The organism is Desulfohalovibrio reitneri (genome assembly GCF_000711295.1).
In the GTDB taxonomy this organism is placed as follows: domain Bacteria; phylum Desulfobacterota; class Desulfovibrionia; order Desulfovibrionales; family Desulfovibrionaceae; genus Desulfohalovibrio; species Desulfohalovibrio reitneri.
This window is the reverse complement of record NZ_JOMJ01000003.1, coordinates 75,001-97,529: the sequence shown is the minus strand read 5'-3', so window position 1 is coordinate 97,529 and position 22,529 is coordinate 75,001. Positions and strand designations below refer to the sequence as shown.

Annotated in this window: 24 protein-coding genes and 2 rRNA genes (1 of these 26 running past the window's edge); 9 read left to right on the top strand and 17 right to left on the bottom strand. The window is 65.6% G+C overall.

Features of this window, described 5'->3' with window-relative positions:
* Positions 1-35: 35 nt before the first annotated feature.
* From N911_RS0100730 to N911_RS17840, 4 genes are read left to right on the top strand one after another with little or no spacing between them, the layout of a single operon-like run.
* The gene (locus N911_RS0100730) at positions 36-440 is read left to right on the top strand and encodes a bacteriohemerythrin (RefSeq protein ID WP_029893412.1); all 405 of its coding nucleotides are present in this window, start codon (positions 36-38) and stop codon (positions 438-440) included.
* Positions 440-844, top strand: a complete 405-nt coding sequence (locus tag N911_RS0100725; protein ID WP_029893410.1) for a secondary thiamine-phosphate synthase enzyme YjbQ — start codon at positions 440-442, stop codon at positions 842-844. Before N911_RS0100730 ends, N911_RS0100725 begins: the two co-directional genes overlap by 1 nt.
* Positions 841-1,251, top strand: a complete 411-nt coding sequence (locus N911_RS0100720; RefSeq protein WP_029893408.1) for a bacteriohemerythrin — start codon at positions 841-843, stop codon at positions 1,249-1,251. The genes N911_RS0100725 and N911_RS0100720 overlap by 4 nt, the downstream gene beginning before the upstream one ends.
* A gap of 52 nt (positions 1,252-1,303) precedes the next feature.
* A complete protein-coding gene (locus N911_RS17840; RefSeq protein ID WP_081859005.1) occupies positions 1,304-2,260 on the top strand; it encodes a Fic family protein in 957 nt (318 codons plus the stop codon).
* Here N911_RS17840 and N911_RS0100705 read toward each other — a convergent pair.
* Positions 2,227-3,477, bottom strand: a complete 1,251-nt coding sequence (locus N911_RS0100705) for an ISL3 family transposase (protein WP_029893407.1) — start codon at positions 3,475-3,477, stop codon at positions 2,227-2,229. The genes N911_RS17840 and N911_RS0100705 overlap by 34 nt on opposite strands.
* A gap of 126 nt (positions 3,478-3,603) precedes the next feature.
* On the opposite strand from N911_RS0100705, the gene N911_RS18385 reads away from it, so the two are divergent.
* Positions 3,604-3,771, top strand: a complete 168-nt coding sequence (locus N911_RS18385; RefSeq protein ID WP_161781584.1) for a hypothetical protein — start codon at positions 3,604-3,606, stop codon at positions 3,769-3,771.
* Between the two features lie 194 nt (positions 3,772-3,965).
* Here N911_RS18385 and N911_RS0100700 read toward each other — a convergent pair whose 3' ends face one another.
* Together N911_RS0100700 and N911_RS0100695 are read right to left on the bottom strand one after the other, a co-directional pair.
* Complete coding sequence (locus N911_RS0100700) at positions 3,966-4,958, bottom strand: NAD(P)H-dependent glycerol-3-phosphate dehydrogenase (protein ID WP_029893406.1); 993 nt, start codon at positions 4,956-4,958, stop codon at positions 3,966-3,968.
* Between the two features lie 108 nt (positions 4,959-5,066).
* On the bottom strand, positions 5,067-5,378 hold the full coding sequence (locus N911_RS0100695; protein WP_029893404.1) for a PilZ domain-containing protein: 312 nt from the start codon (positions 5,376-5,378) through the stop codon (positions 5,067-5,069).
* A gap of 182 nt (positions 5,379-5,560) precedes the next feature.
* On the opposite strand from N911_RS0100695, the gene N911_RS0100690 reads away from it, so the two are divergent.
* Positions 5,561-6,343, top strand: a complete 783-nt coding sequence (locus N911_RS0100690; protein ID WP_051693772.1) for an N-acyl homoserine lactonase family protein — start codon at positions 5,561-5,563, stop codon at positions 6,341-6,343.
* Here N911_RS0100690 and N911_RS0100685 read toward each other — a convergent pair.
* From N911_RS0100685 to N911_RS0100645, 10 genes are all read right to left on the bottom strand, one after another.
* Entirely contained in the window at positions 6,340-7,101 is a 762-nt protein-coding gene (locus tag N911_RS0100685) for a substrate-binding periplasmic protein (protein ID WP_029893400.1), read from the bottom strand. The genes N911_RS0100690 and N911_RS0100685 overlap by 4 nt on opposite strands.
* A gap of 7 nt (positions 7,102-7,108) precedes the next feature.
* On the bottom strand, positions 7,109-7,855 hold the full coding sequence (mtnP, locus tag N911_RS0100680; protein WP_029893399.1) for an S-methyl-5'-thioadenosine phosphorylase: 747 nt from the start codon (positions 7,853-7,855) through the stop codon (positions 7,109-7,111).
* A gap of 47 nt (positions 7,856-7,902) precedes the next feature.
* Positions 7,903-8,424 carry an adenine phosphoribosyltransferase gene (locus tag N911_RS0100675; protein ID WP_029893397.1) on the bottom strand — a complete coding sequence of 174 codons (522 nt, stop codon included), beginning with the start codon at positions 8,422-8,424 and terminating at the stop codon, positions 7,903-7,905.
* 140 nt (positions 8,425-8,564) lie between these two features.
* Positions 8,565-9,482, bottom strand: a complete 918-nt coding sequence (locus N911_RS0100670; RefSeq protein WP_029893395.1) for an ABC transporter permease — start codon at positions 9,480-9,482, stop codon at positions 8,565-8,567.
* Positions 9,475-10,515, bottom strand: a complete 1,041-nt coding sequence (locus N911_RS0100665) for an ABC transporter permease (RefSeq protein ID WP_051693770.1) — start codon at positions 10,513-10,515, stop codon at positions 9,475-9,477. Before N911_RS0100665 ends, N911_RS0100670 begins: the two co-directional genes overlap by 8 nt.
* Positions 10,512-11,006 (bottom strand): ATP-binding cassette domain-containing protein, encoded by a 495-nt coding sequence (locus tag N911_RS19055; RefSeq protein ID WP_237559857.1) that lies wholly within the window; start codon positions 11,004-11,006, stop codon positions 10,512-10,514. The genes N911_RS0100665 and N911_RS19055 overlap by 4 nt, the downstream gene beginning before the upstream one ends.
* Positions 10,958-11,983, bottom strand: coding sequence for an ATP-binding cassette domain-containing protein (locus N911_RS18965; RefSeq protein ID WP_341860284.1), 1,026 nt, complete (start codon positions 11,981-11,983; stop codon positions 10,958-10,960). The genes N911_RS19055 and N911_RS18965 overlap by 49 nt, the downstream gene beginning before the upstream one ends.
* Entirely contained in the window at positions 11,976-12,638 is a 663-nt protein-coding gene (locus N911_RS0100655; protein WP_029893391.1) for a type I phosphoribosyltransferase, read from the bottom strand. The genes N911_RS18965 and N911_RS0100655 overlap by 8 nt, the downstream gene beginning before the upstream one ends.
* A 60-nt stretch (positions 12,639-12,698) precedes the next feature.
* On the bottom strand, positions 12,699-13,793 hold the full coding sequence (locus N911_RS0100650) for a BMP family ABC transporter substrate-binding protein (RefSeq protein WP_029893389.1): 1,095 nt from the start codon (positions 13,791-13,793) through the stop codon (positions 12,699-12,701).
* A 73-nt stretch (positions 13,794-13,866) separates the two neighbouring features.
* Complete coding sequence (locus N911_RS0100645; protein WP_138774404.1) at positions 13,867-15,186, bottom strand: amidohydrolase family protein; 1,320 nt, start codon at positions 15,184-15,186, stop codon at positions 13,867-13,869.
* Between the two features lie 214 nt (positions 15,187-15,400).
* On the opposite strand from N911_RS0100645, the gene ercA reads away from it, so the two are divergent.
* The 3 genes from ercA to N911_RS0100630 are packed head-to-tail and all read left to right on the top strand — an operon-like array spanning position 15,401 to position 19,242.
* Positions 15,401-16,555, top strand: coding sequence for an alcohol dehydrogenase-like regulatory protein ErcA (ercA, locus tag N911_RS0100640; RefSeq protein ID WP_029893385.1), 1,155 nt, complete (start codon positions 15,401-15,403; stop codon positions 16,553-16,555).
* A complete protein-coding gene (locus tag N911_RS0100635) occupies positions 16,539-17,942 on the top strand; it encodes a sensor histidine kinase (RefSeq protein WP_051693768.1) in 1,404 nt (467 codons plus the stop codon). The genes ercA and N911_RS0100635 overlap by 17 nt, the downstream gene beginning before the upstream one ends.
* Positions 17,935-19,242, top strand: coding sequence for an O-acetylhomoserine aminocarboxypropyltransferase/cysteine synthase family protein (locus N911_RS0100630; protein WP_029893381.1), 1,308 nt, complete (start codon positions 17,935-17,937; stop codon positions 19,240-19,242). Before N911_RS0100635 ends, N911_RS0100630 begins: the two co-directional genes overlap by 8 nt.
* Before the next feature lie 440 nt (positions 19,243-19,682).
* On the opposite strand, the gene N911_RS0100625 is transcribed toward N911_RS0100630, so the two are convergent.
* The 4 genes from N911_RS0100625 to N911_RS0100610 form a co-directional block, all read right to left on the bottom strand.
* Positions 19,683-20,651: a phosphotransferase gene (locus N911_RS0100625; RefSeq protein ID WP_051693766.1), complete on the bottom strand. Its 969-nt coding sequence runs from the start codon at positions 20,649-20,651 to the stop codon at positions 19,683-19,685.
* Positions 20,648-21,301 (bottom strand): HAD family hydrolase, encoded by a 654-nt coding sequence (locus N911_RS0100620; RefSeq protein ID WP_029893377.1) that lies wholly within the window; start codon positions 21,299-21,301, stop codon positions 20,648-20,650. Before N911_RS0100620 ends, N911_RS0100625 begins: the two co-directional genes overlap by 4 nt.
* Before the next feature lie 304 nt (positions 21,302-21,605).
* Positions 21,606-21,720 (bottom strand): 5S ribosomal RNA (gene rrf / locus N911_RS0100615).
* Positions 21,721-21,771: 51 nt separating this feature from the next.
* Positions 21,772-22,529: ribosomal RNA gene (locus N911_RS0100610) — 23S ribosomal RNA — on the bottom strand (it continues 2,180 nt past the right edge of the window).

The window sequence follows — 22,529 nt, the reverse complement described above, 5'->3', positions numbered from 1 at the left end:
ACGTATTCTGGGGACAAGCATCCAAGGGAGACCGCATGCCGCAAATCGAGTGGACAGACGACCTCAGGATCGGCGTGGAGCGCATCGACGCCCAGCACGAGAAGCTGACCGGCCTGATCAACGAACTCTACTACGCCTACATGCAGGGCCGTGAGCAGGACGTGCTGGCCAGGACCATCCGCGAAGTGAGCGACTACACCCTCTACCACTTCGCGGACGAGGAAAAGCTCATGGCCGAGATCGGCTATCCCGAGCTGGAGGCGCACAAGGCGCGCCACCGTGAATTCGCCAACAAGACCATCGGTTTTCTGCTGGCTTCGGTGGAAAGCGGCGAGAACCTGACCCCGGAGGTGCTGGACTACCTCACCGACTGGTGGCTGAACCACATCCAGCGCGTCGACGCCACCATCGCCGAGCACATCGAGAAGGAGTCGGCCTGATGCTCACGCTCTCCGTCACCTCCCGCAAGCGCGAAGAGTTGATCGACATCACCCAGGACGTGCAGGACATGGTGTCGGAGAAGAGCTGGGGCGAGGGCGCCCTGTTGCTCTACTGCCCCCACACCACCGGCGCGGTGACGGTCAACGAGGGCGCGGATCCGGCCGTGGCCCGCGACATCGCCGTGAACCTGGGCAAGCTCATCCCCCACAAGGACGACTACCGCCACGCCGAGGGCAACTCCGACGCCCACATCAAATCCAGCCTCACCGGCTGCGGCCAGCTTCTGCCGGTCAGCGGCGGCGAGGTGCGGCTGAGCACCTGGCAGCGCGTGTTCTTCTGCGAGTACGACGGCCCGCGCTCCCGCAGGCTGTGGGTGCAGTGGCTGCCCGGGGAGGATGGATGACCCCGCGCATCAAATGGGACGAGTCCTACCACGTGGGCGTGGAGGCCATGGACCGCCAGCACGACCACCTGACCGGCCTCATCAACGAGCTGTTCGAGGCGTACATGGCCGGACGCGAGCGGGAACACCTGGCCGCCACCATCCGCGAGCTCTCGGACTACGCGGGCTACCACTTCGCCACCGAGGAGCGGCTGATGCTGGAGCACGACTATCCCGAGACCTCGGCCCACCTGGACCAGCACCTGGAGTTCACCGACCGCGTCCTGGGATTTCTGGGCGACTACGCCGCGGGCAAGAACGACCTCTCGGCCGAACTGCTGGACTACCTCACTGACTGGTGGACCAGCCACGTGAGCGGCACGGACAAGAAACTGGGCGATTTCCTCAACGAAGTGGGCGCGGTCTGAGGTTCTGGGCACTTTATCATCCAAATTGAAATCCGACACATCCACAAATCAAATGCGCAAATCCCCCGTTCGCTATCATCTTGGAAAATTTCCACCAACCAATATTGACCTTGAAAGGCTTTTTCCTCTTATCGGCCCAGCAACTATTGCGCTAGGTAGATACGATGGCCTCCTTTCAGCTATTCCCAACAAACATGTCCTGCTCTCTCCTCTGACAACCCAAGAGGCTGTTCTTTCATCAAAAATCGAGGGAACAAATGTAACTATAGGTGAGGTTCTGGAGATTGAAGCGGGGGGTGAATCCGAACGCATGACACAGCCCAAGAGGGATGATGCCGAGGAGGTACTGAATTATCGCAAGGCCATGATGGCTTGCACCAAAGAAATGGAACAAAGGCCTCTTTCCCAACATATCCTTAGAGCGGCGCATGACATTTTGATGCGTGGTGTCCGTGGCAGAAACAAATCACCTGGACAATACCGCAAAGAGCAAAACTGGATTGGTTCAAAGGGGTGTACCATCGAAGAAGCGAGCTTTGTTCCGATCCCTCCTGAGCATCTTCAAAATGGCATGGACGACTGGGAAAGGTATATACAAAGTGAAAATGTGTTTGATGCGCTTGTCCAACTAGCCGTTATGCACGTCGAATTCGAAGCGCTGCATCCATTTGAAGATGGAAACGGCAGACTCGGACGAATGCTCATTCCACTTTTTTTGTATCAACGAAAGCTGCTATCCAGCCCGGATTTTTATATGAGTGGCTATCTTGAAGAGAACCGCGATGAATATTTGGAATGTTTACGGGCTGTCTCGCGTGATGATGCCTGGACCGATTGGTGTATTTTTTTCCTCAAAGGCATCACTGAACAGGCGAACGCCAACGACCGGAAAGCCCGCGCGATTCTCCAACTCTATGAAAGACTCAAAACGCACGTTGTGGATGTCACACATTCCCAGCAGGTCCTTCCGGGATTTCAGTGGGTGGCTCCGGTTTTGCAGGCCGGATAGAGGTCCAATCCACCACAGAAGAAGTAGATCGCCGTCTTGAAGTGCTCTTTGTTCCTGTAGCCGCAAGCTCGGCGTTTGATTGCCATGATCTTGCTGTTCAGTCCCTCGGCCACGGCGTTGGTGATTCGATGCCGGCAAAAGGTCACCACGTTGTCCATGTGAGCTCTCAAGGTCTGGGCCACCTTCTTCATCGGCGTGATCCGGGATCGCGTGGCCCAACCGCACCATTTCTCCAGGAACCTCTTTGCCCAGCCAGGGCTCATGTAGCCCCACAGATCCTGCAGGCTTTCCTTCATGGCCCAGGCTTTGGCCGTCTTCAGGTTGGCCTGCTTGAGGTCATCGAACCGAGGTCTGTGCTTATCCGGCAGACGGCTTTCGCCGTAAAGCCACAGGTATCTGGTGCCCTTGAGGATTGACTCCCCTTCGGCCATCAGGGCCTTGTGTTCCTGACGCCGGACAGTGTCCACCGCTTTCCCCACGTGTTGCATGACGTGGAAACGGTCAAAGACGATTTTCCGGCTTGCCTCAGGGATCCACTTCATAGTGGCCGAAAAATACGGCTGCCACATGTCCATGCTCACGGCCCGCACTGCTTCCAGCTGCTCGCTACTCAGGCTTTGATAATACGCCTCGAGGCTCGCCGTTCGGCGATCTTCAGCAACATGCTCAACTGTGCCCCTCATCAGATCGCAGACGACGGTCATGTACTTGTGTCCCTTGCGGAAAGCCTTCTCGTCCACCCCGAGGTAGTGGATATTGCGCTGTTCCTTGCGGCTCAAGCCTCTTTTGACGGCTCGTTCCATGATCCCCCAGGTCTCGTCCCAGGAAATACGCAACAGCCTGCGTGCACCTTCGATGGTCGAACAGGCCGTAATCACGTCAATGGCCATGCGCTCCATGAGCAGGGTGAAACGAGAATGGGGAGCGGCCCAGGGGACCTGTGCTTGGCGTACGCCGTGATCAGGACAGTTAACTCGTGGAATACGTGCATGAAGAAATGTCTTGAACTGGCAGGTATCTAGATGTCTCCATGTCCGTTCTTCGGCATGATCCCGGCAAGCCAACTCTCGCCCGCACTCTGGGCAAGACCAAAGAGCGCCAGGCTCATGATCGATCCACACATCCACTCGCCCAGCCCCAGTCTGGAGCTTCACGTCATCCACATGCCAGGGGTGGTCAATGCCAAGAATCTGAGCATAGAAATCGATGTCCCTCATGAGCAATGTCTCCTCTAGAACAGAGGACTACCTCAGGCTGCTACCCACGACAATTCCGGAAGAACCTCCCAGCATGCCATCAGGGCTGTTGACTTCATTTTCAACACTCCGATTTTCTTCACTCCCTTGTTTATCAAGGAATCCGACATCCCAAGGCCAACAGCCAGCCGCATCCTCTCCCTTCTGCGCGACGAAAAGATTCTCGTCACCGTCCGCGAAAGTAGCGGTCGACGCCCAGCCTTGTATTGCTTCCCTGAACTTCTCAGCATTGCCGAAGGGGAAAAGGTTTTCTGAGTCTCACATAATAGACACAAAGCATTTTGCGTCTCATATTCGAGAAATAATGAGCCACAAGCCAGACAGTCGTTCACACATGAGACGCAATCGAACCCAAAACAAAGGCGTCTGACGGCTTACGTCGGCATCGAAAGTAAAACCCCGGGCACGCAACGCGCCCGGGGTTTCTTTCTCTGCGCAAAACGCCCCGGCTATTCCTGCTTCAGTTCCCGGGCCATGAGGGCGGCCACGGCTTCCTTGGGGTCGCGGTCGTGATTCAGCACGCCGTGCACGGTCTCGGTGATGGGCAGCTCCACGTTGTGGCGTTTTCCGAGTTCGTAGACCGCCTCGGTGGTCTTGACCCCTTCGGCCACCATCTTCATTTCGTCGAGGATGTCCAGCAGGGTCTGCCCCTTGCCCAGCCGCAGGCCGACTTGGCGGTTGCGGGACAGCTCGCCGGTGCAGGTCAGCACCAGGTCGCCCATGCCGGCCAGGCCCATGAAGGTTTCACGCTTTCCGCCCATGGCCGCGGCCAGGCGGGTCATTTCGGCCAGGCCCCGGGTGATGAGGGCGGCGCGGGCATTGGAGCCGAAGCCCAGGCCGTCGGACACGCCGGCGGCGATGGCGATGACGTTCTTGATGGCCCCGCCGAGTTCCACCCCGCGCACATCGGGGTTGGTATAGACCCGGAAGGTGTCGTTGGAGAAGGCGGCTTGCAGTTGCGGGGCCAGTTTCTTGTCGGCACAGCCCAGGGCCACGGCCGTGGGCAGTCCCCGGATGACCTCGAAGGCGAAGGAAGGGCCGGAGAGCATGGCGAAGCGTGGCTTGAGGGAGGACAGCGCCTCGTCCACCACCTGCGACATGGTGGCCAGGCTGCCCCGCTCGATGCCCTTGGAGGCGCAAATGACCACGGGGTTCTTGGCGAAATGCTCCCGCTTGTCCGTGAGTATCTGGCGGAGGAACTGCGAGGGCACGGCCAGCAGGTAGGCATCCGCGCCCTCCATGACCTTGCCGGTCTCCTGGTAGGGTCGGACGTTCTCGTTCAGCTTGACGCCCGGCATGTACCAGGTGTTCTCGCCCTTGTTGCGTATTTCGGAAAGCAGATCGCGCTCGCGCACCCAAAGCCGGGCCTCGTGCCCGTTTCTGGCCAGCAGGTCGGCCAGGGTCGTGCCCCAGCTTCCCGCGCCGATGACCGCCACTCGCATGTCCGCTCCTTGGTGTTGTTGGCGAAAGGCAGGCAACCTACCCGGCGCCCGGTTCTCTGGCAAGACCCTCAAAGCCGCCGTCGTGCGTGGCTCACGGGTTGGTCCGGTTCAGACCTTTCCTTTGGCGAAATGGCTCGCCAGCGGGGTTTCGGCCACCTCCAGGGGATCGTCGAACTGCACCCCGAACTGCCCGGTATCCGGCCTGACCCAGCGGACGTAGCCGCGCATGCCCACCAGCGCGCCGAAGTCCTCGTGGCTCATGCCCTCCACCTGGACCCGGCCGCCCTCCGCGGGCATGTCGAGGTCTCCACTGTTCTCCAGCCGGCAACCCTGGTCGGAAACGTCCAGCACCCGGACCCGGTAAAGCTGCCCCTGGTCCACGCGCACGTAGCCGATGAACCCCCGCTCCCGGCGGCGCATGGGGAAACGTGGGAGATTACGTCTGTTCGAAAGGGCCATGCGTTCCTCGATGCGGCACCATCCCGCAATGCATACATATAGACCGTGCCCGAGGGCAGGGTCAAACCCGGTTGCCTCGCCGCCCGCCAGGGGCTACCCTGCCTGCGGCGGACTTCCTGTCACCGGGCGAAGGAGAGAACACCATGGCCCAGTGGCGCATACACCCCCTGGTGATGGGCTCCAAGGTCTTCGACAAGTCCATGATGACCTACCAGCACCATCCCGGGACCGAGTACACCATACCCATCTACACCTGGTACCTCCAGGGGGATCACGGCGTTGTCCTGGTGGACACGGGCGAGGCGCACCCCATCCGTTCCGAGGCGCGGGAGGCGGCCATCGGCGCGTCCATCGTCACCTTCGAGGAGGGGCTGGGGGCCTTCGGCCTGAAGCCGGAGGACGTGGACACGGTGGTCCACACGCACCTGCACGCCGACCACTGCGAGAACGACGCGGCCTGCGTCAACGCCCGCATTTACACGCACCAAGCCGAGCTGGACAACCTGGAAGCCTTTCACCCCCTGGACTACCGCTACCTGGACGAACACATGGAGGGTGTGCTGGAACGGGGACAAGTAGAGTGCGTTGAGGACGGCCGGGAGATCCTGCCCGGCATCCGGGTGCGCCACCATCCCATCCACACCGAGGGCGGCCTGAGCGTCTACGTGGACACCCCGCGCGGCCTGGCCGTGATACCCAGCTGCTGCCTGCTGTGGGAGAACTTTTACCCGCCCAGGGAAATCCGGGCCATGGAGGTGGAGGCAATCCCGCCGGGAACGGTCTGCTCCCCCAAAGCGGCTTACGACATGATGCTGGAGATACGGCAGGAGGCGGACTTCCTGCTGCCCCTGCACGAGCCCAGGCTGGCGCGGCTGCGAGCCATCCCCGACGACTGGCCGGAGGCGTGGCCGGAAGACGAAGGCTAGTCCAGCCAGCGGACGCGGATTTCCTCCAGGCGGCCGCTGTCCCGCAGTTCGGACAAGGCGCGGGAGAACTCCCCGGCCAACTCCGCCCGGGGCGAGGCGCGGGAGCTGCCCAGACGCAGCCCGCCCTCCCCCGGGTGGCCGTACACGCAGCGGCGCACGCGGCCGGAGAGGCGGAGGGCCTTGACGTACCAGCCGCAGGCAGCCTCGGGGCAGGCCACCACCTCCACCTCGCCGCGCACCAGCAGCAGAAGGGATTCCTGGGGACCGCCCGTTTCCCGCTTGTCCAGGGAATTGTCGGCCTTGAAACGGGGAAAGCGGGCGGGTTCCGCATCCACGGCGATGCGCAGCCCGTGCAGATCGCCGTATTCGCGGATTCGCCAGGGAGAGTCAGCGCGGACGAAAAAGGCCGTGCCCGAGCGAGGCGCGTAGGACGGCTCCAGCCAGTCCACGCTTTCCCTGTCCAGCGGCGTCAGGCCGCCGGACAGGTCCACGGTGCCGGCCTCGATCATCTGGCGGCACTCCCCGTCCTGGCAGGGTTGAAAACGGACGGACACCCCCAGCTTCTCCCCCACGGCCGTTAGCAGGTCGGGCAGCAGCCCGGCGACCTCCTCCCCATCGACGATGGAGTACGGCGGGGCGTCGGGCGCGGCCGCCGTCAGCGCGGTGGCGTTGTCCGCGTCCTCCGTAGCGGCGGCCGGGAGCGGGAACACGGCCAGCCCCACGACCACGGCCAGGAGCAGAACACCGCGCGCGGCCACCGCCGCCCTACTCCAGCGCCGCGATGACGCGGCGCAGCACGCCGGTCACCTTCTCGGCGTTCTGCTGGAAGATGCGCAGAATCTCGTCCCAAGTGACGGGCTCCTCGTCGGTTTTCCAGCAGTCGTAGTCCGTGGACATGGCCAGGGCGGCGTAGGGCAGCCCGGCCTCGTTGGCCAGGGCGCACTCCGGGGCCACGGACATGTTGATGACGTCCGCCCCCCAGGCGCGGAACATGTGCGACTCCGCCCGGGTGGAAAAGCGCGGCCCCTCAATGGTGACCACGGTGCCGCGTTCGTGGTGGGGGATGTCCAGCTCGCGGCAGGCGTCGATGCACAGCCCGCGTAGCCGCTCGTCGAAGGGGTCGGCCATGGGGGTGTGCACGGGGGTGTGCGGCTCGAAGCGGTCGTGGAAGGTCAGGTCGCGGCGGCGGGTGAAGTCGATGAACTGGTCCAGGACCACCAGGTGCCCCCGGTCGATCTCCTCGCGCAGGCTGCCCACGGCGGTGGTGGCCAGCACCACGTCACAGCCCGCCTCCTTCAGCGCCCAGATGTTGGCCCGGTAGTTGACCTGAGTGGGCGGATGGGTGTGGCTGCGGCCGTGGCGGGCCAGAAGCGCCACCTCCCGCCCGGCTATCTCGCCGTGGCGCAGGGTGGAGTTGGGCTGGCCGAAGGGGGTGTGGACCTCCTCGTCGCGGGGGGACTTGAGGATGTCGGGGTTGTCCAGGCCACTGCCGCCGATGATGCCGATGCGCATGCGCCGCTCCTCGCGGATTGTCTGTGCTCTCCGGGCCGTGGCCCGGGCTATTCGATGGTCAACAGGCACTTGTGGTCGTGCCCGAACTCCTTCATCTTCACGCCGCCGTCCAGGAAGCCCAGTTCGATGATGAAGCCGACTCCGGCGATCTCCGCCCCGGCCTGCTTGAGAAGCTCCAGCACGCCGCCCACGGTGCCGCCGGTGGCCAGCAGGTCGTCGATGACCAAGACCTTGTCGCCCTCCTCGATGGCGTCCACGTGCATGCACAGGGTGTCGGAGCCGTACTCCAGCTCGTAGGTCACCTCGCGGGTGTCGTAGGGCAGCTTGCCGGGCTTGCGGATGGGCACGAAGGGCAGGCCCATCTTGTAGGCCAGGGGCGCGCCGAAGATGAAACCGCGCGCCTCGGCCGCGGCGATCTTGGTGGCCCCGGAATCCTTGAATTTCTCGGCCAGCTCGTCGATGGCGTAGCGGAAGGCCTCCGGGTCGGACAAAAGCGGGCTGATGTCGAAAAAGACGATGCCCTCTTTGGGATAATCGGGAATGTCGCGGATACGTTCGCGCAGGTCCATGGCGCTCTCTCCCTTGCTCGTTGCTGTGGCGCGGGCAGCATACCCGCTCGCCCCCCGGAACGAAAGCTCCGGGCGGGCCGTTGGAAACTCATGTCATGGATGGGCAGGAAAGCGGCAAAGGGGTGCTTCCCGCCCCGTCCTCAGCCCTCGCGGCTGAAGGGCAGCCCCAGATCCCTGGGCGGGCCGCCGCGTTTGGAAACCGTGTTCACCAGCACCAGCACGGCGATAGTCAAAAGGTACGGCAGCATGCGCAGAACCGCCGGGGGGATGAGGTCCGATCCCGTGGCCTGGAAATAGAACTGCAATGCCGTGAACAGCCCAAAGAGCACTGCCCCGGCGAAGGCCCGGAACGGACCCCAGGCCGCGAAGATGACCATGGCGATGGCGATCCAGCCCTGCCCCGCGGTCATGCCCGCCTTCCAGCCCGGAGTGTAGGCCAGGGACAGCGAGGCCCCGGCCACCCCGGCCAGCGCGCCGCCGAAGGCGGTGCACAGGGTGCGCACCCGGGCCACGGAAACTCCGGCGGCGTCGGCCGCGGCCGCGCCCTCGCCGCAGGCGCGAATCTTCAGCCCGGTCTCCGAGCGGAACAGCACCCACCACAGCACGGGGATGAGCAGGTAGGCCAGGTAGGCGAAGGCGTTCTGGCGGAAAAGAATTTCGCCCAGCACCGGGATGTCCGCCAGCAGGGGCACGTCCAAGGCGGTCAGCCGCACGCCCTGGTCGCCGATGAGAGGGCGGCCCAGGAAGGTGGACAGCCCCATGCCCAGAATGGTCAAGGCCAGGCCGGAGAGCACCTGGTTGGAGCGCAGGCCCACGGAGAAGAGGGCGTGCAGCAGGGCCATGAGCGTCCCGGCGGCGGCCGCGGCCAGCACCGCCAACAGGGCTGAGCCGGTGGCCAGCCCGGTGGCGAAGCCGCACAGCGCGCCCATGAGCATCATGCCCTCCACGCCCAGGTTGAGCACACCGCTACGCTCGGCCACTATCTCGCCCAGGGCGGCCAAAAGCACCGCCACCGAGGAACGCACCGCGATCTCGGCCACAAAGACGAAATCACCCATTGCCCGCCTCCAGGGCGGCTTCCCGCCGCCGGGCCAACCGGCCGCTCAGCTTCTCCCCGGTCAGGAAACCGAACAGGAGCACCGCCTCCAGCACCAGGGAAATGGACGAGGGCAGGCCAAGTTGCGACTGCAATTGATCGCCACCCACCAGCAAAAGCCCTAGGCCGGCGGCCGCCACGGGCACGGCCAGAAAATTGCGCGAGGCCAGCCAGGCCACGATGATGCCGTCGTAGCCGTAGCCCACGGCCAGCCCCTCCTGCAAACGGCCGTGGATGCCGCAGACCTCCCCCGCCCCGGCCAGTCCGGCCAGCGCGCCGGACAGCAGCATGACCAGCACGGTGCGGCTCTTGGCGCTGAACCCGGCGTAACGGGCCGCCTTGGGGCTCTGCCCGATGACCCGCACGGAGTAGCCGAAGCGGGTGCGCTCCAGCACCCACCACAGGGCCACGGCCAGCGCCACGGCCAGCGGCAGGCCCAGATGCACCCGACCCGTCAGCCGGGGCAGTTCCGCGGCCAGGGGGAGGGCGGCCGTGCCGGGGAAACCGAAGCCCATGGGGTCGCGCCAGGGGCCGTAGTAGAGGTGCTCCATGAGCAGGATGGCCACGTAGTTGAGCAGCAGGGTGGTCAGAATCTCCGAGGCCCCGAAGCGGGCCCGCAGCCAGCCCGGCACCCCGGCCCACAGGCCGCCGCCCAGCGCCCCCGCCAGCAGCACCGCCGGGACCATGAGCCAGCCCGGCAGGCCAGGCGCCGCGAACAGGGCGAACCCGGCGGCGAACACCCCGCCCATGACCAACTGCCCCTCGCAGCCGATGTTCCACAGAAGCATGCGCGCGGCCAGGGCCACGGCCAGGCCGGTGAGCAGCAGCGGAGTGGCCTTGACCAGGATTTCCGTGATTGCGTAGCCCGAGCCCAGCGCGCCCGAGGCCATGACGCCGTAGGCCGTCAGCGGATTGACCCCGAAGGCCAGAAAGATGCACGCGCCCACCGCCACCGCGATGCCGACCGCCAGGATGGGCGCCAGGGCGTTCCTCACGCCGTTTCCCCCTCTTCCACCCCGGCCATGAGCAGGCCCACCCGGCCCATGGTCTCGGGGTCCGAGGTTTCCAAAACATCCATGATACGCCCCCGGAAGATGACCGCGATGCGGTCGGCCAGGCTGAAGGCCTCCTTGAGATCGCCGGTGACAAGCAACACCCCCGCCCGCTGGCGCATTGCCAGCAGGGCGTTCCAGACCTCCTCGGTGGCCCGCACGTCGAGCCCCTGGGTGGGCTGCTCCGCGATGAGCACCTCCGGCTGGCGAGACAACTCGCGGGCCAGGATGAGCTTTTGCAGGTTGCCGCCGGACAGTGCCCCGGCCGTGGCCCAGGGACCGGGCGCGGCGATATCGAAATTGGCCATGGCCTCGTACGCGTCGCACTCGGCCTCGTCCAGGTCCAAAAGCCAGCCGGTGGAGCGGGTCAGCAGAAAGTTCTCGGTCAGGTCCATGCCCGCCACGCTGCCCTCGCCGTCGCGGTCCTCGGGCACGTAGGCCAGCGAGGGATGCCCCGGAACTTCGCCGCGGGAAACTCGACGTCAAGGCAGGACACGGTGCCCTCGCCCGCCGGTTCCACTCCGGCCAGGGCCTTGGCCAGCCGCGACTGCCCGTTGCCCGCCACCCCGGCCAGGGCCACCACCTCGCCCTTGCGCACCTCCAGGTTCACGTCCGCGAAGGCGGGGGACGGCCCCGCCCCGCGCAGGCCTCGAGCGCGCAGCACCACCCCGCCCTTCTCCACCGGCTCCTTGTCCACGGAGAGCACCACCTCGCGGCCGACCATCAGCCGGGCCAGCTCGCGGCGGTTGGAGATGTCCGAGGGGCGCAGCCCACCGGCCACGATGCGGCCCCGGCGGAGAATGGAGATGACGTCGGCGGTGCGCATCACCTCGTCCAGCTTGTGGGTGATGAAGACCAGGGCGTGCCCCTCGGCCTTGAGGCGCTCCATGATCTCGAACAGGGAGTCCACCTCTGGCGGGCTGAGGGAGGAGGTCGGCTCGTCGAAGATGAGCACTTTGGCCCCTCGGGCCAAAAGTTTGAGGATTTCCACCCGCTGCCGCTCGCCCATGGAGAGGTCGGCCACGCGCGCGTCCGGATTCACGGCCAGGCCGTAGCGTTCGCCCAGGGCGCGCAACTCCCGCCGCCCCACGCCGGGCACGGCCAGCCGCACGTTCTCTGCCGCGGTGAAGGAGTCCACCAGCATGAACCGCTGGTAGACCATGCCGATGCCCGCCTCCCAGGCCTTGGCCGGGGAGGTGAAGCGTGTCTGCTCGCCCCGCAGCAGGATGGCGCCCTCGTCCGGGCGGTAGCGCCCGGCCAGCATGGACATGAGGGTGGACTTGCCCGCCCCGTTCTCGCCCAGCAGGGCATGCACCTCGCCAGGGTGCAGGTCGAGGTCTATGCGGCGGTTGGCCTTGACCGGGCCGAAGGACTTGGACAGGCCCCGGCAGGCCAGAAGCGGTTCAGCCATGGCTTTGGTCGTCGCGGCGCGGCTCGGGCAGGGTGGCCAGGGAATGCACCGGAGCGGAGAGGCGGATGTGCCCGTCCCCTTCGCGCGCTGCGCAGAAGATGCCGAGCACCTCGGGGCTGGGCTTGCCCGCCCGCTCCAAGGCCGCGTCGAGGAGGTCCACCAGCCCGATGATGGTGCCGCCGGAGGAGACCACGTCGTCGATGACGAGCACCCCCCGGTACGCCTTGGCCAGGATGTTGATGTCGCGCTCGTACAGGGCCAGCATCTTGCCGCCGGAAGTAACGGACTCCGAGCCCACCTGCACCAGCGGCCGGGCGTCGGCCTCCATGTGCGGCTTGACCCGGTTGTAGGCCACGGCCACAGCGTCCAGCCCCAGGGAGTGGGCGGCCACCTGGGTGAGTTGCAGGGCCTTTTCCACCACCGTCAGGATGGCTACGCCTTCCAGGTCCGGCACCGCGCCCCGGATGCGCTGGGCCATGAGCAGCCCCATGTCATGGTTGAGCTTGATCTGCCCCACCAGGTTGAGGGAGGCGATGCGCACGTGCCCCCCGTCCGAGGGCACGCGCACCCAGGGCAACTCCACCTGGTAGTCGAGCCCGGGGACATCCAGCAGGTGTTTTTCCCCCGACTCGGGGGCGGCGGCGTAAATGGACATGGGCACCTCGCGGAAAAATGAAGCCGGGCCCCCGGAGCGGGGACCCGGCGGAATCGCGGTCTACTGGGGAATCTTGCCGTCAACGCCCTTGATGAAGAAGCGCTTGGTGAGCAGGTCCTTGTCCGAGGGGGACTCGCCCTCGGGGTACAGCACCTGGCCGTCCTGCCCGATGACCGGCCCGGCGAAGACCTCCACCTCGCCGGCTTCGATCCTGGCGACCTCGGCCATGACCTTGTCGCGCACGTCCCGGGGCACGTCACCGTGGAAGGGGGAAAGCTCCACGATATTCTCGTCCAGGCCGCCCCAGAAGGAGTCCGCCTCCCACTGGCCGTTCAACACGTCGCGCACGGCCTGCACGTAGAAGGGTCCCCAGTTCCACAGCGTGGAAACCAGGGCGCAGTCCGCGCCGAAGCGGGCGGCGTCGGTGCCGTAGCCGATGGCCGGGGTGCCCATGGCGCAGGCCGCCTTGGAGGAGTCCGGGGTGTCGGCCATCTGGCGGATGAGGTCGTGGCCGCGCTTGACCAGCGTCTCGGCCAGGGTGGTCTCGTTGATGGGGTCGCGCCAGGAGTTGAGCCAGACCACGGTGTTCAGCTTGTCCGCGTCGTACTCCGCGCCGCGCTCCTCCAGCCCCTTGCGCAGGCCGATGGTGAAGGCGTCGATGCCCCGGATGGGCTCGGGGATGGGCTGGGTGGCCACGGTGCCCACGTCTTTGTAGCCCATCAGGCCGGACATGTACCCGGCCAGGTATTCGGTCTGGTACATGCGGCCGAAATAGTTGCCCATGTTTTCGGACTGCTTGTAGCCGGAGCAGTGCTCGAAGGCGGTGTCGGGAAACTCGCGGGCCACCTTCAGCATGGGCTCCATGTAGGCGAAGGTGGTGCCGAAGACGATGTCGTAGCCCTTGGCGGCGTAGTCGCGGATGACGCGCTCGGCGTCGGAGGGGCTGTGAATGTTCTCGGTGTAGGCCACCTCCACCTTGTCGCCCAACACGTCCTGCATGTGCTTGATGCCCTTGTAGTGGGCCTGGGTCCAGCCCTGGTCGTCGATGGTCTCCAGCAGCACGAAGGCCGCGCGGACCTTTTCGGCGGCCGCTTCCCCGGCCATGGCCGGAACGGCCAGCATGGCGGCCAGCACGGCCGCGATGACGAAACGCATGGTTCCTCCTCCTCGTAATCCAGACAGTGTGTGCGTGTGAAACGAATAGCTTTTGCGCCAAATGGGCTTGTTGTCAAACCACCTTGCCCCGCGCCCAGGAGGCCGCCTCTTCCATGTCCTCACGCAGGGCCTCCGCGTCCAGGTGGGGGAACACCCCGTCGCGGTAGACCACCCGGCCGTCCACCATGGTCATAACCACCTCTCCGGCCGTGGCCGCGTACACGCAATGGGAAACGGGATTGTAGAGCGGCATCAGGCTGGGGGCGTCCAGGTCCAGGGCGCACATGTCCGCCGCCCGGCCAGGTTCGATGGCCCCCAGTTCCGGCCAGCCCACGCATTCCGCGGCGCGGCGGGTGGCCATGTCCAGCACCGCCTCGGCGGGAAGCAGGGTGGGATCGCGGCTCACCGCCTTGGCCAGCAGAGCGGCGGAGGTCATTTCCTGAAAGAGGTCGTGGTCGTTGTTGGAGGCCGGGCCGTCCGTGCCCAGGCCAACCGTAACCCCGGCCGCCAGCATGTCCGCCACCCGGGCCGCGCCCGAGGCCAGCTTCATGTTGGACTGGGGGCAGTGGGCCACGGCCACGCCGGTTCCGGCCAGCAGGTCGATCTCCTCGTCCGTGATGTCCACGCAGTGGGCCAAAAGCGTCCCTTCGCCCAACGCACCGGCCCGGCGAAGGACCTCCAGGGGGCGCACGCCGAGCCTCTCCACCACCTGGGCGGTCTCGTCCGTGGACTCGGCGGCGTGGGTGTGCAGCAAAAGCCCCAGGTCCCGCGCGGTTTCCACGCAGGCCTCCAGGATTTCCGGAGAGGCCAGGTAGGCGGAATGAGGAAGCACGGACGTGCGCACACGGGGATGGTCCCGCCAGGCCCCGGCCTGCTCGCGGGTGAGGTCCAGGGCGGCCCGCCAGTCCGGGCAGGCGCTGGTGGGGAAGGAAAAGACGCCCTCGCCCACCACGGCGCGGATGCCGGTGGCGTCCACCGCCCGGCGCACGCCGGGGGTGTGCAGGTAGCCGTCGCAGAAGCAGGTCACGCCCGAGGCCAGCATCTCCAGGCAGCCCCAGGCCGCGCCGGTCTCCACCAGGTCCTCGGTGAGCGCCGCCTCCACCGGGAAGATGTGGTTTTCCAGCCACTCCATGAGGGGCAGGTCGTCGGCCAGCCCGCGCAACAGGGTCATGGGCGAGTGGGCGTGGCAGTTGACCAAGCCGGGCAGCAGCAGCGACCGCCCCAGATCCAGCCGCTCGGCCGGACGGAAGGCGGCCTCGATTTCCCTGGCCGGTCCGGCCGCCATGACGCTGCCGAAGGCCACCGCCACGGCGCCGTCCCGCAACACCCGCCGCTCCGCGTCCTGGGTGAGAACCACGTCCGCGGTGACGAGGAGATCGCAGGGCTTTTGCACTGGCTGGTCCATGATCGCTCCATGTTGTCGTCCGGGGCTGGCACGAGCCCGCGCCCGCAAACCAGGGTTTATTGACCCATGGCCGCCCGCCGGGTCAAGGCCGGGCCGAACGCCTTCCACCGCCCGGTCACTTATGGATTGCCCCCGGACGCGTTTCTTTTTAGGTTGGACGAATACCCGGACTCGCTGACACGGCTGGTCATGGAGAGGAAGCATGCTTGAATTGCGCAAGTTCGTCGCACCGGAATTCGTCTTCGGCGCCGGAGCCGCCGGAATGGCGGGGCGTTACGCCCGCAACCACGGCGGCCGCGTGGCCCTGCTGGTTGCGGACGAGGGAATCCGGAGCGCGGGCTGGGCGGCCCAGGTGGAAGAAAGCCTCGCCGAGGCCGGACTTCGTGTAATCCATTTTTCCGATGTCTCCTCCAACCCGCGCGACGTGGAGGTCATGCGCGGGGTGGAGGTCTACGCCCGCAACGCCTGCGACTGCCTGGTGGCCGTTGGCGGCGGCAGCGTCATGGACTGCGCCAAGGGCATCGGCATCTCCCACGCCAACCAGCGCCACGTGCTGGAGTTCGAGGGCGTGGACAACGTGGACAGACCCGGGCCGCCCCTGGTCTGCATCCCCACCACGGCCGGCAGTTCGGCCGACGTCTCCCAGTTCGCCATCATCAACGACACCCAGCGGCGAGTGAAAATCGCCATCGTCTCCAAGACCGTGGTGCCGGACGCCGCCCTCATCGATCCCATCCCCACCACCACCATGGGCGAGGAACTGACCGCCCACACCGGGCTGGACGCCCTGACGCACGCGGTTGAGGCCTACGTCTCCAACGCCGCCTCGCCCATGACCGACCTGTACGCCCTGGAAGCGGTTCGCCTCATCTCCGCCAATCTGGAGGGCGCCGTGAACAAGCCGCGCGACCTGGAGGTGCGTGGCCGCATGACCCTGGGGAGCATGTACGCCGGGCTGGCCTTCTCCAACGCCATCCTGGGCGCGGTGCACGCCATGGCGCACAGCCTGGGCGGTTTCCTGGACCTGCCCCACGGCATGTGCAACGCCATTCTCCTGGATCACGTCATGGCTTACAACTACGAATCTTCCCCGGAGCGCTTCCTGAACCTGGCCCGGGCCATGGGCGCGGACATCCCGGCGGGGACTCCGGCCGAGGAAGCTCGCGAGGCCGCCCTGGAACCGGCCCGCGGACTGAAACGCCTGGCCGGAGTGACCCAATCCCTTGGCGACCTGGGCGTTCGGCCCGAGGACGTTGCCCATCTGGCCTCCATGGCCGCCCAGGACCCCTGCCTGCTGACCAATCCCCGGGCCGCGGACGAGGCGGCCATCGCCCGCATCTATGAGCAAGCCCTCTAGACAGGCAAAAGGCTCCCTGCGCGACGCCCTCATCGGGCTCGGCGAGCGCTCCGTCTCCAAAAGCCACTATCCGCAACTTAAGGAGAAGATCGCCGAGTTGGAGCAGTTCCGCACCATCATGGACCTCTCCAGCGACGTGGTGTTCCTGGTGGACGGCCGCGACGGCCGCATCACCGATGTGACCGGGGATCTGTCCATGCTCGACGCCTCGCGGGAGAAACTGCTTGGCCGACCCATCACCGGCCTGCTCACGCCCAAGGGTGGGTCCCGTTTCCACCGCGCCTTGGTGCGCGGCGGGGGAACCGTGCGCCTGGACACAGAGGCCTCGGCCATGCGCCTGGACGGGCGGGAAATCCCCCCTCTGGAAATGAACGTGCGCGTGGTCAGCGTGGACGGACGGCGGCTGGCCGTGGCCTCGGCCAGGGACGTGACCGCCCAGGTGCAGGTGCGTGAGGAGCGCGAGCGCGCCCACCACGAACTGGAACGCAAGGTGGACGAGCGCACCCGCGAGCTGCGCTCCGCCGTGGAGCGGCTGCAGAACGAGGTGCGCCGCCACGCCGCCACCGAACGGCGCTACCTGCAGGCCAAGGAAAAGGCCGAGGAAGCCAGCCGGGCCAAAAGCGAATTCCTCTCCGTGGTCTCCCACGAGTTGCGCACCCCACTGACCGCCATCCGGGGCTTCGCCCAGATCATCACCCGCAAGCTGCGCGGTGAGATTTTCCCGCGCCTCAAGCCGGAGGACGAAGCGGCGGAAGACAAACTGACCCGGACCACCTCCCAGGTGGAGGACAACCTGGACATCATCACCCAGGAAAGTCATCGGCTGACCGGCCTCATCGACGACCTGCTGGACATCTCCAGCCTGGAGGCGGGCCGGGGCGACTTCAAGCGCGAGGCCGTGGACATGGCCGAGGTCATCCGCCGGGCCGGGATGGCCTGCCAGGACCTTTACCATCGCAAGGGGCTGCCCCTGGAACTGGAGATCGCCCCGGAGATGCCCTACGTGCTGGGCGACTTCGACCGGCTCATCCAGGTGCTGGTCAACCTGCTGACCAACGCGGCCAAGTTCACCAACTCGGGCGGGGTCTCGGTGCACGCCTGGAGCGGCGGCGATCACGTGCTCATCGCGGTGTCCGACACCGGCGAGGGCATTCCCGACGACAAACAGGAAGGCATTTTCGAGAAATTCGTGCAGGCCAGGGGAGACTCCATGAAGGACCGGCCCACGGGCACCGGCCTTGGGCTGGCCATCAGCCGACAGATCGTCCTGCGCCACGGCGGGGACATCTGGGTGGAGTCGCTGCCCGAGCGGGGCAGCACCTTCTTCTTCTCCCTGCCCACGGTGAAAGCCTGCCCCTACCCCAGACAAGGAGACGACAATGGCTGAGAGACGCCTGGGACCGGAAACCCTGGCCCTGCACGCCGGGCAAAAACCGGACAGCCAGACCAACGCCCGGGCCGTGCCCATCTACCAGACCACCAGCTACACCTTCGACTCGGTGGAGCACGCCGCTGACCTCTTCGCCCTGCGCCAGTCCGGCTACATCTACTCCCGCATCATGAACCCCACCTGCGAGGTGCTGGAGTCGCGGCTGGCCGCACTGCACGACGCCGCCGGGGCCTGCGCCACCGCCTCCGGCATGGCGGCTGTGTTCTACGCCGTGGCCACCATTTGCCAGGCGGGACAGAACTTCGTTTCCGGCTCCAACCTGTACGGCGGCACCCATACCCTCTTCGCCCACACACTCAAACGTTTCGGTATCGAATGCCGCTTCGTGGATTCCTCCGATCCGGAGAACTTTCGCCGGGCCGCGGACGAGAACACGCGGCTGCTCTACATGGAATCCATCGGCAACCCGCGCTGCAACGTGGACGACTTCGAGGCCATCGCCAAGGTGGCCGACGAACTGGGCGTGCCCTGCGTGGTGGACAACACCGTCTCCCCGCCGCCGCTGCTGGACCCTTGCGATCACGGAGCGGACATCGTGGTCTACTCCCTGACCAAGATCATCGGCGGACACGGCACCACCATCGGCGGCGCGGTGGTGGACAAGGGGAGCTTCGACTGGGAGCGCGGGGGCAAGTACCCCGAAATCACCGAGCCGGACCCCACCTACCACGGCCTGGATTTCACCGAGACTTTCTGCGACCTCGAGGGCGGAACCAGGGGATGCATGGCCTACATCCTCAAGCTACGCACATCGCTCCTGCGCGACACCGGGGCCTGCCTGTCGCCCTTCAACGCCTTCCTCATTTTGCAGGGCATGGAGACACTGCCCCTGCGGGCCCGCGCCCACGCGGAAAACGCCCGCAAAGTGGCCGAGTTCCTGGCCGGGCATCCCAAGGTGGACTGGGTCAACTACGCCGGACTACCGGACCACCCGGACCACGAGCGGGCCAAGCGCTACCTGCCGCTGGGGCCGGGGGCGGTGTTCGGTTTCGGCCTCAACGGCGGGCGCGAGGCCGGGCAGCGGTTCATCGAGTCGGTGGAACTGTGCTCCCACCTGGCCAACATCCTCGACGCCAAGACCCTGGTCATCCACCCCGCCTCCACCACCCACTCCCAGATGGGGGAAAAGGAATTGGAGCAGGCCGGGGTCTCGCCGGAGATGGTTCGCATCTCTGTTGGCCTGGAGACGGTGGAGGACATCATCGCCGACCTGGACCAAGCCCTGGCCCGGACTTAGGCCGCCGTCGTCGTCCTCGGCGAAAACCATGACCGGCAACTGCTTCAAGGCGTGTCGCAGCCTGTCTTCGCAGGCACGGTCGGCGAGCAGCCGCTCCACGCGCAGGCGGAGCTCGTCGCCGGAAAAGGGAAGCCGGAGTACGTCCGACGCCCCGTTGGCCAGCGCGGCCGCGGCGTCCTCAGGGCCGTCCGCAAGAGCCAGGACCGGCCCGGGCAAAGACTGCGACTCGGGCACTTTCGCGGCTGGAGACAACAGGCAGACATCCGCGCCTGGCTCGCACCAGTCGGCCTGGGGCAGGGCGGCGCGCAACCGCCGCAAAATGTCGTCCGGCACCTCGTGGGCCGCTATCTTCAGAGACATTCGCTCCACCGTGGTTGATCACGCGGGCGGCGAGACCCGCGCGTCAGCGGTACAGCATTTCCCCGACCGGAAAAAGGGGGTCAGCCGCCCTTGCCGCCTCTCGCCCAGTGCGCCTCCAGCCTGGGACGCAGGCGGAGAAGCAGGTCCAGGTAGTCCAGTTCCTGCTGCAGCAGACCGCGCTCGCCGCCGCGCAGCCACTCCGCCAGCCAGCCCAGTCGCAGGGCAAGGGTCAGGTTGAAGAGAAGCGGTCCCTCATCCTCAACCAGATACCCCGCCGCCAGCAAGTCGCCCAGCATGGCGGAGGAAGCGCCCCGCGCCAGGGCACGCGGATCTTCGAAACCAAGGCAGCCAAGGCAGACGGCCAGATCGTACAGGCGCGGCCGCGCTCCGCAGAACTCCCAGTCGATGACCGCCCTGATGCCGCCCGCTTCATCCCAGATAACGTTGCCGGGGTGGAGGTCGCCATGGCGCAGGGTGGTGGGCAAAGATGCGTACTCGGCCAGGAACGGCGTCAGGGCGTCCAGGGCGGGGCGGATACGCGAGAGCACGCTGGGCTCGCGTACGGCCAGCTTGGCGCGCAGGTCGTCCGCAAAAGCGTCCAATCGCCACGGCAGGTCCGGCGGATCGGCGGGCGCTGGCGTGTCAGGGTGATCCAGTCGGAGCATGAAGGCGGCCAGGGCGTGTCCGCGCGCCTCCTCGAATACGTAGTCCGGCTGCGGCAAGGGGACACCGCGCACAAACGGCGTCAACCGCCAGCAGTACTCCATGGCCTGGGTGGCAAACTCACCACTCCGGCTGCGAAGGGGAGCTGCCACCTGCTCCATGCCGCCACGATGCAGTTCGAACAATGTGCGGGCCACGCCCTCGCGCCGCCGCCTGCCGATGATGGGCAGCCGCTCCAGCACAAAAACCTCGCCGCGTTCGTCCTCGATGGCTGTGCGCGCAAGGCAACGCTCGGGTGAACCCGGAAGGTCGATGTCGCGGCGCATGCGGTGAAAAGCGACGCCGAACAGGGAACAGACGTCGCGCAGGGTGGAGTTGAGGCTCACGTCACCATGAGGTCGGCCAGATCGGCCGGGGAGTCAAGCACCACGTCCGGGTTCATGGCCAGGCAGGCGGCGGGATCGCCGTATCCGTAGGCGGCCCAGACTACGCGCGCGTCGATGTTGCGGCCGAACTCCAAATCGGCAGCGCTGTCGCCCACCATGACAACGCGGCCCGGTTCCTCGCCGTAGAAAGCGGGCAGAATAGCTTGGCGGTACATCTGCGGGTTTGGCTTCTTGGGCCGGGGCGGGGCGTCACCGGCAACGGCCGAGACAAACGGCCCGAAGCCGGCCTCCTTCACCGAGCGGAGCAAGGCGGGCTCGCCCTTGTTGGAGACTACCGCCACTTTGGCCCCCAGCCCATGCAACCGGGCCACCGCCTCCACCGCACCGGGAAAGGGGCGGCTCAGGGCGTGGGCTTCGGCGTCATACACCGCCCGCCAGCTCAGCACCCAGTCCGGCATGTCCGGTTTGGCGATGTCCGGGTTGAGCCGACCAAGATAATACTCCAGCCCGCGCCCGTCACGAATAGCCCCGCGAATTGCGGCCTCGGCCGGCTCCGCCAACCCGGCCCGCCGAAACGTCTCCCGCGTGGCGTGGATGATGGAGGGCATAGTATCGAACAGGGTGCCGTCGAAGTCGAAGAGTAGAATCATAGGCCAGACTTGACTTGCTTGTTGATTCGAAATATCGAATTATGCAACCTAAAAAAAACTAAACCAGGAGTTGTAACATGCCATCTCCGTACAAGCGCCGCAAAGGTAACGACACGTGGCATTGGTGCGGCAATTGCTCCAATTACCCCAAAAGCGGTGACGTGGAAACCAGCCCCACCAAACCGTCTTCCGGTGAACTGTGCAATGAATGCCTAGCCAAGGACAAAGCCAGCAACTGCAAGTAAACACTAAAAAAAAAAGCCCCCGGATCTCTTTTTGAGAACCGGGGGCTTTTGGAAATGAGCCCTGGCGGCGACCTACTTTCCCACGGATTAGTCCGCAGTATCATCGGCGATGCGGGTCTTAACTGCCGAGTTCGGAATGGGATCGGGTGTGACCCCCGCTCTGTGGCCACCAGGACAAATGCCTTCAAGTATATGAATGGCAACGAGGAGCGCGTTGTAAGTATGGGGAGTAAGCCGCACGATCGATTAGTACCGGTCAGCTCCACGTGTCGCCACGCTTCCACCTCCGGCCTATCCACCTGGTGGTCTACCAGGGATCTTCAGGGAGCCGAAGCTCCAGGGAGAACTTATCTTGAGGCAGGCTTCCCGCTTAGATGCCTTCAGCGGTTATCCTTTCCGAACGTAGCTACCCAGCCGTGCCGCTGGCGCGACAACTGGAACACTAGAGGTTCGTCCACCCCGGTCCTCTCGTACTAGGGGCAGCCCCTCGCAGTTCTCCTGCGCCCACAGAGGATAGGGACCAAACTGTCTCACGACGTTTTAAACCCAGCTCGCGTACCACTTTAAACGGCGAACAGCCGTACCCTTGGGACCTGCTCCAGCCCCAGGATGTGATGAGCCGACATCGAGGTGCCAAACCGCGCCGTCGATGTGAACTCTTGGGCGCGATCAGCCTGTTATCCCCGGCGTACCTTTTATCCTATGAGCGATGGCCCTTCCATGCGGGACCACCGGATCACTAAAGCCGACTTTCGTCCCTGCTCGAGATGTCTCTCTCACAGTCAAGCCCCCTTCTGCTTTTGCACTCGACGGCTGGTTTCCAATCAGCCTGAGGGGACCTTTGCGAGCCTCCGTTACTGTTTGGGAGGCGACCGCCCCAGTCAAACTACCCACCAGACGCTGTCCCCGCGCCGGATGACGGCTACGGGTTAGGGCCCTAGACTGGCAAGGGTGGTATTTCAAGGATGGCTCCACGCATACTG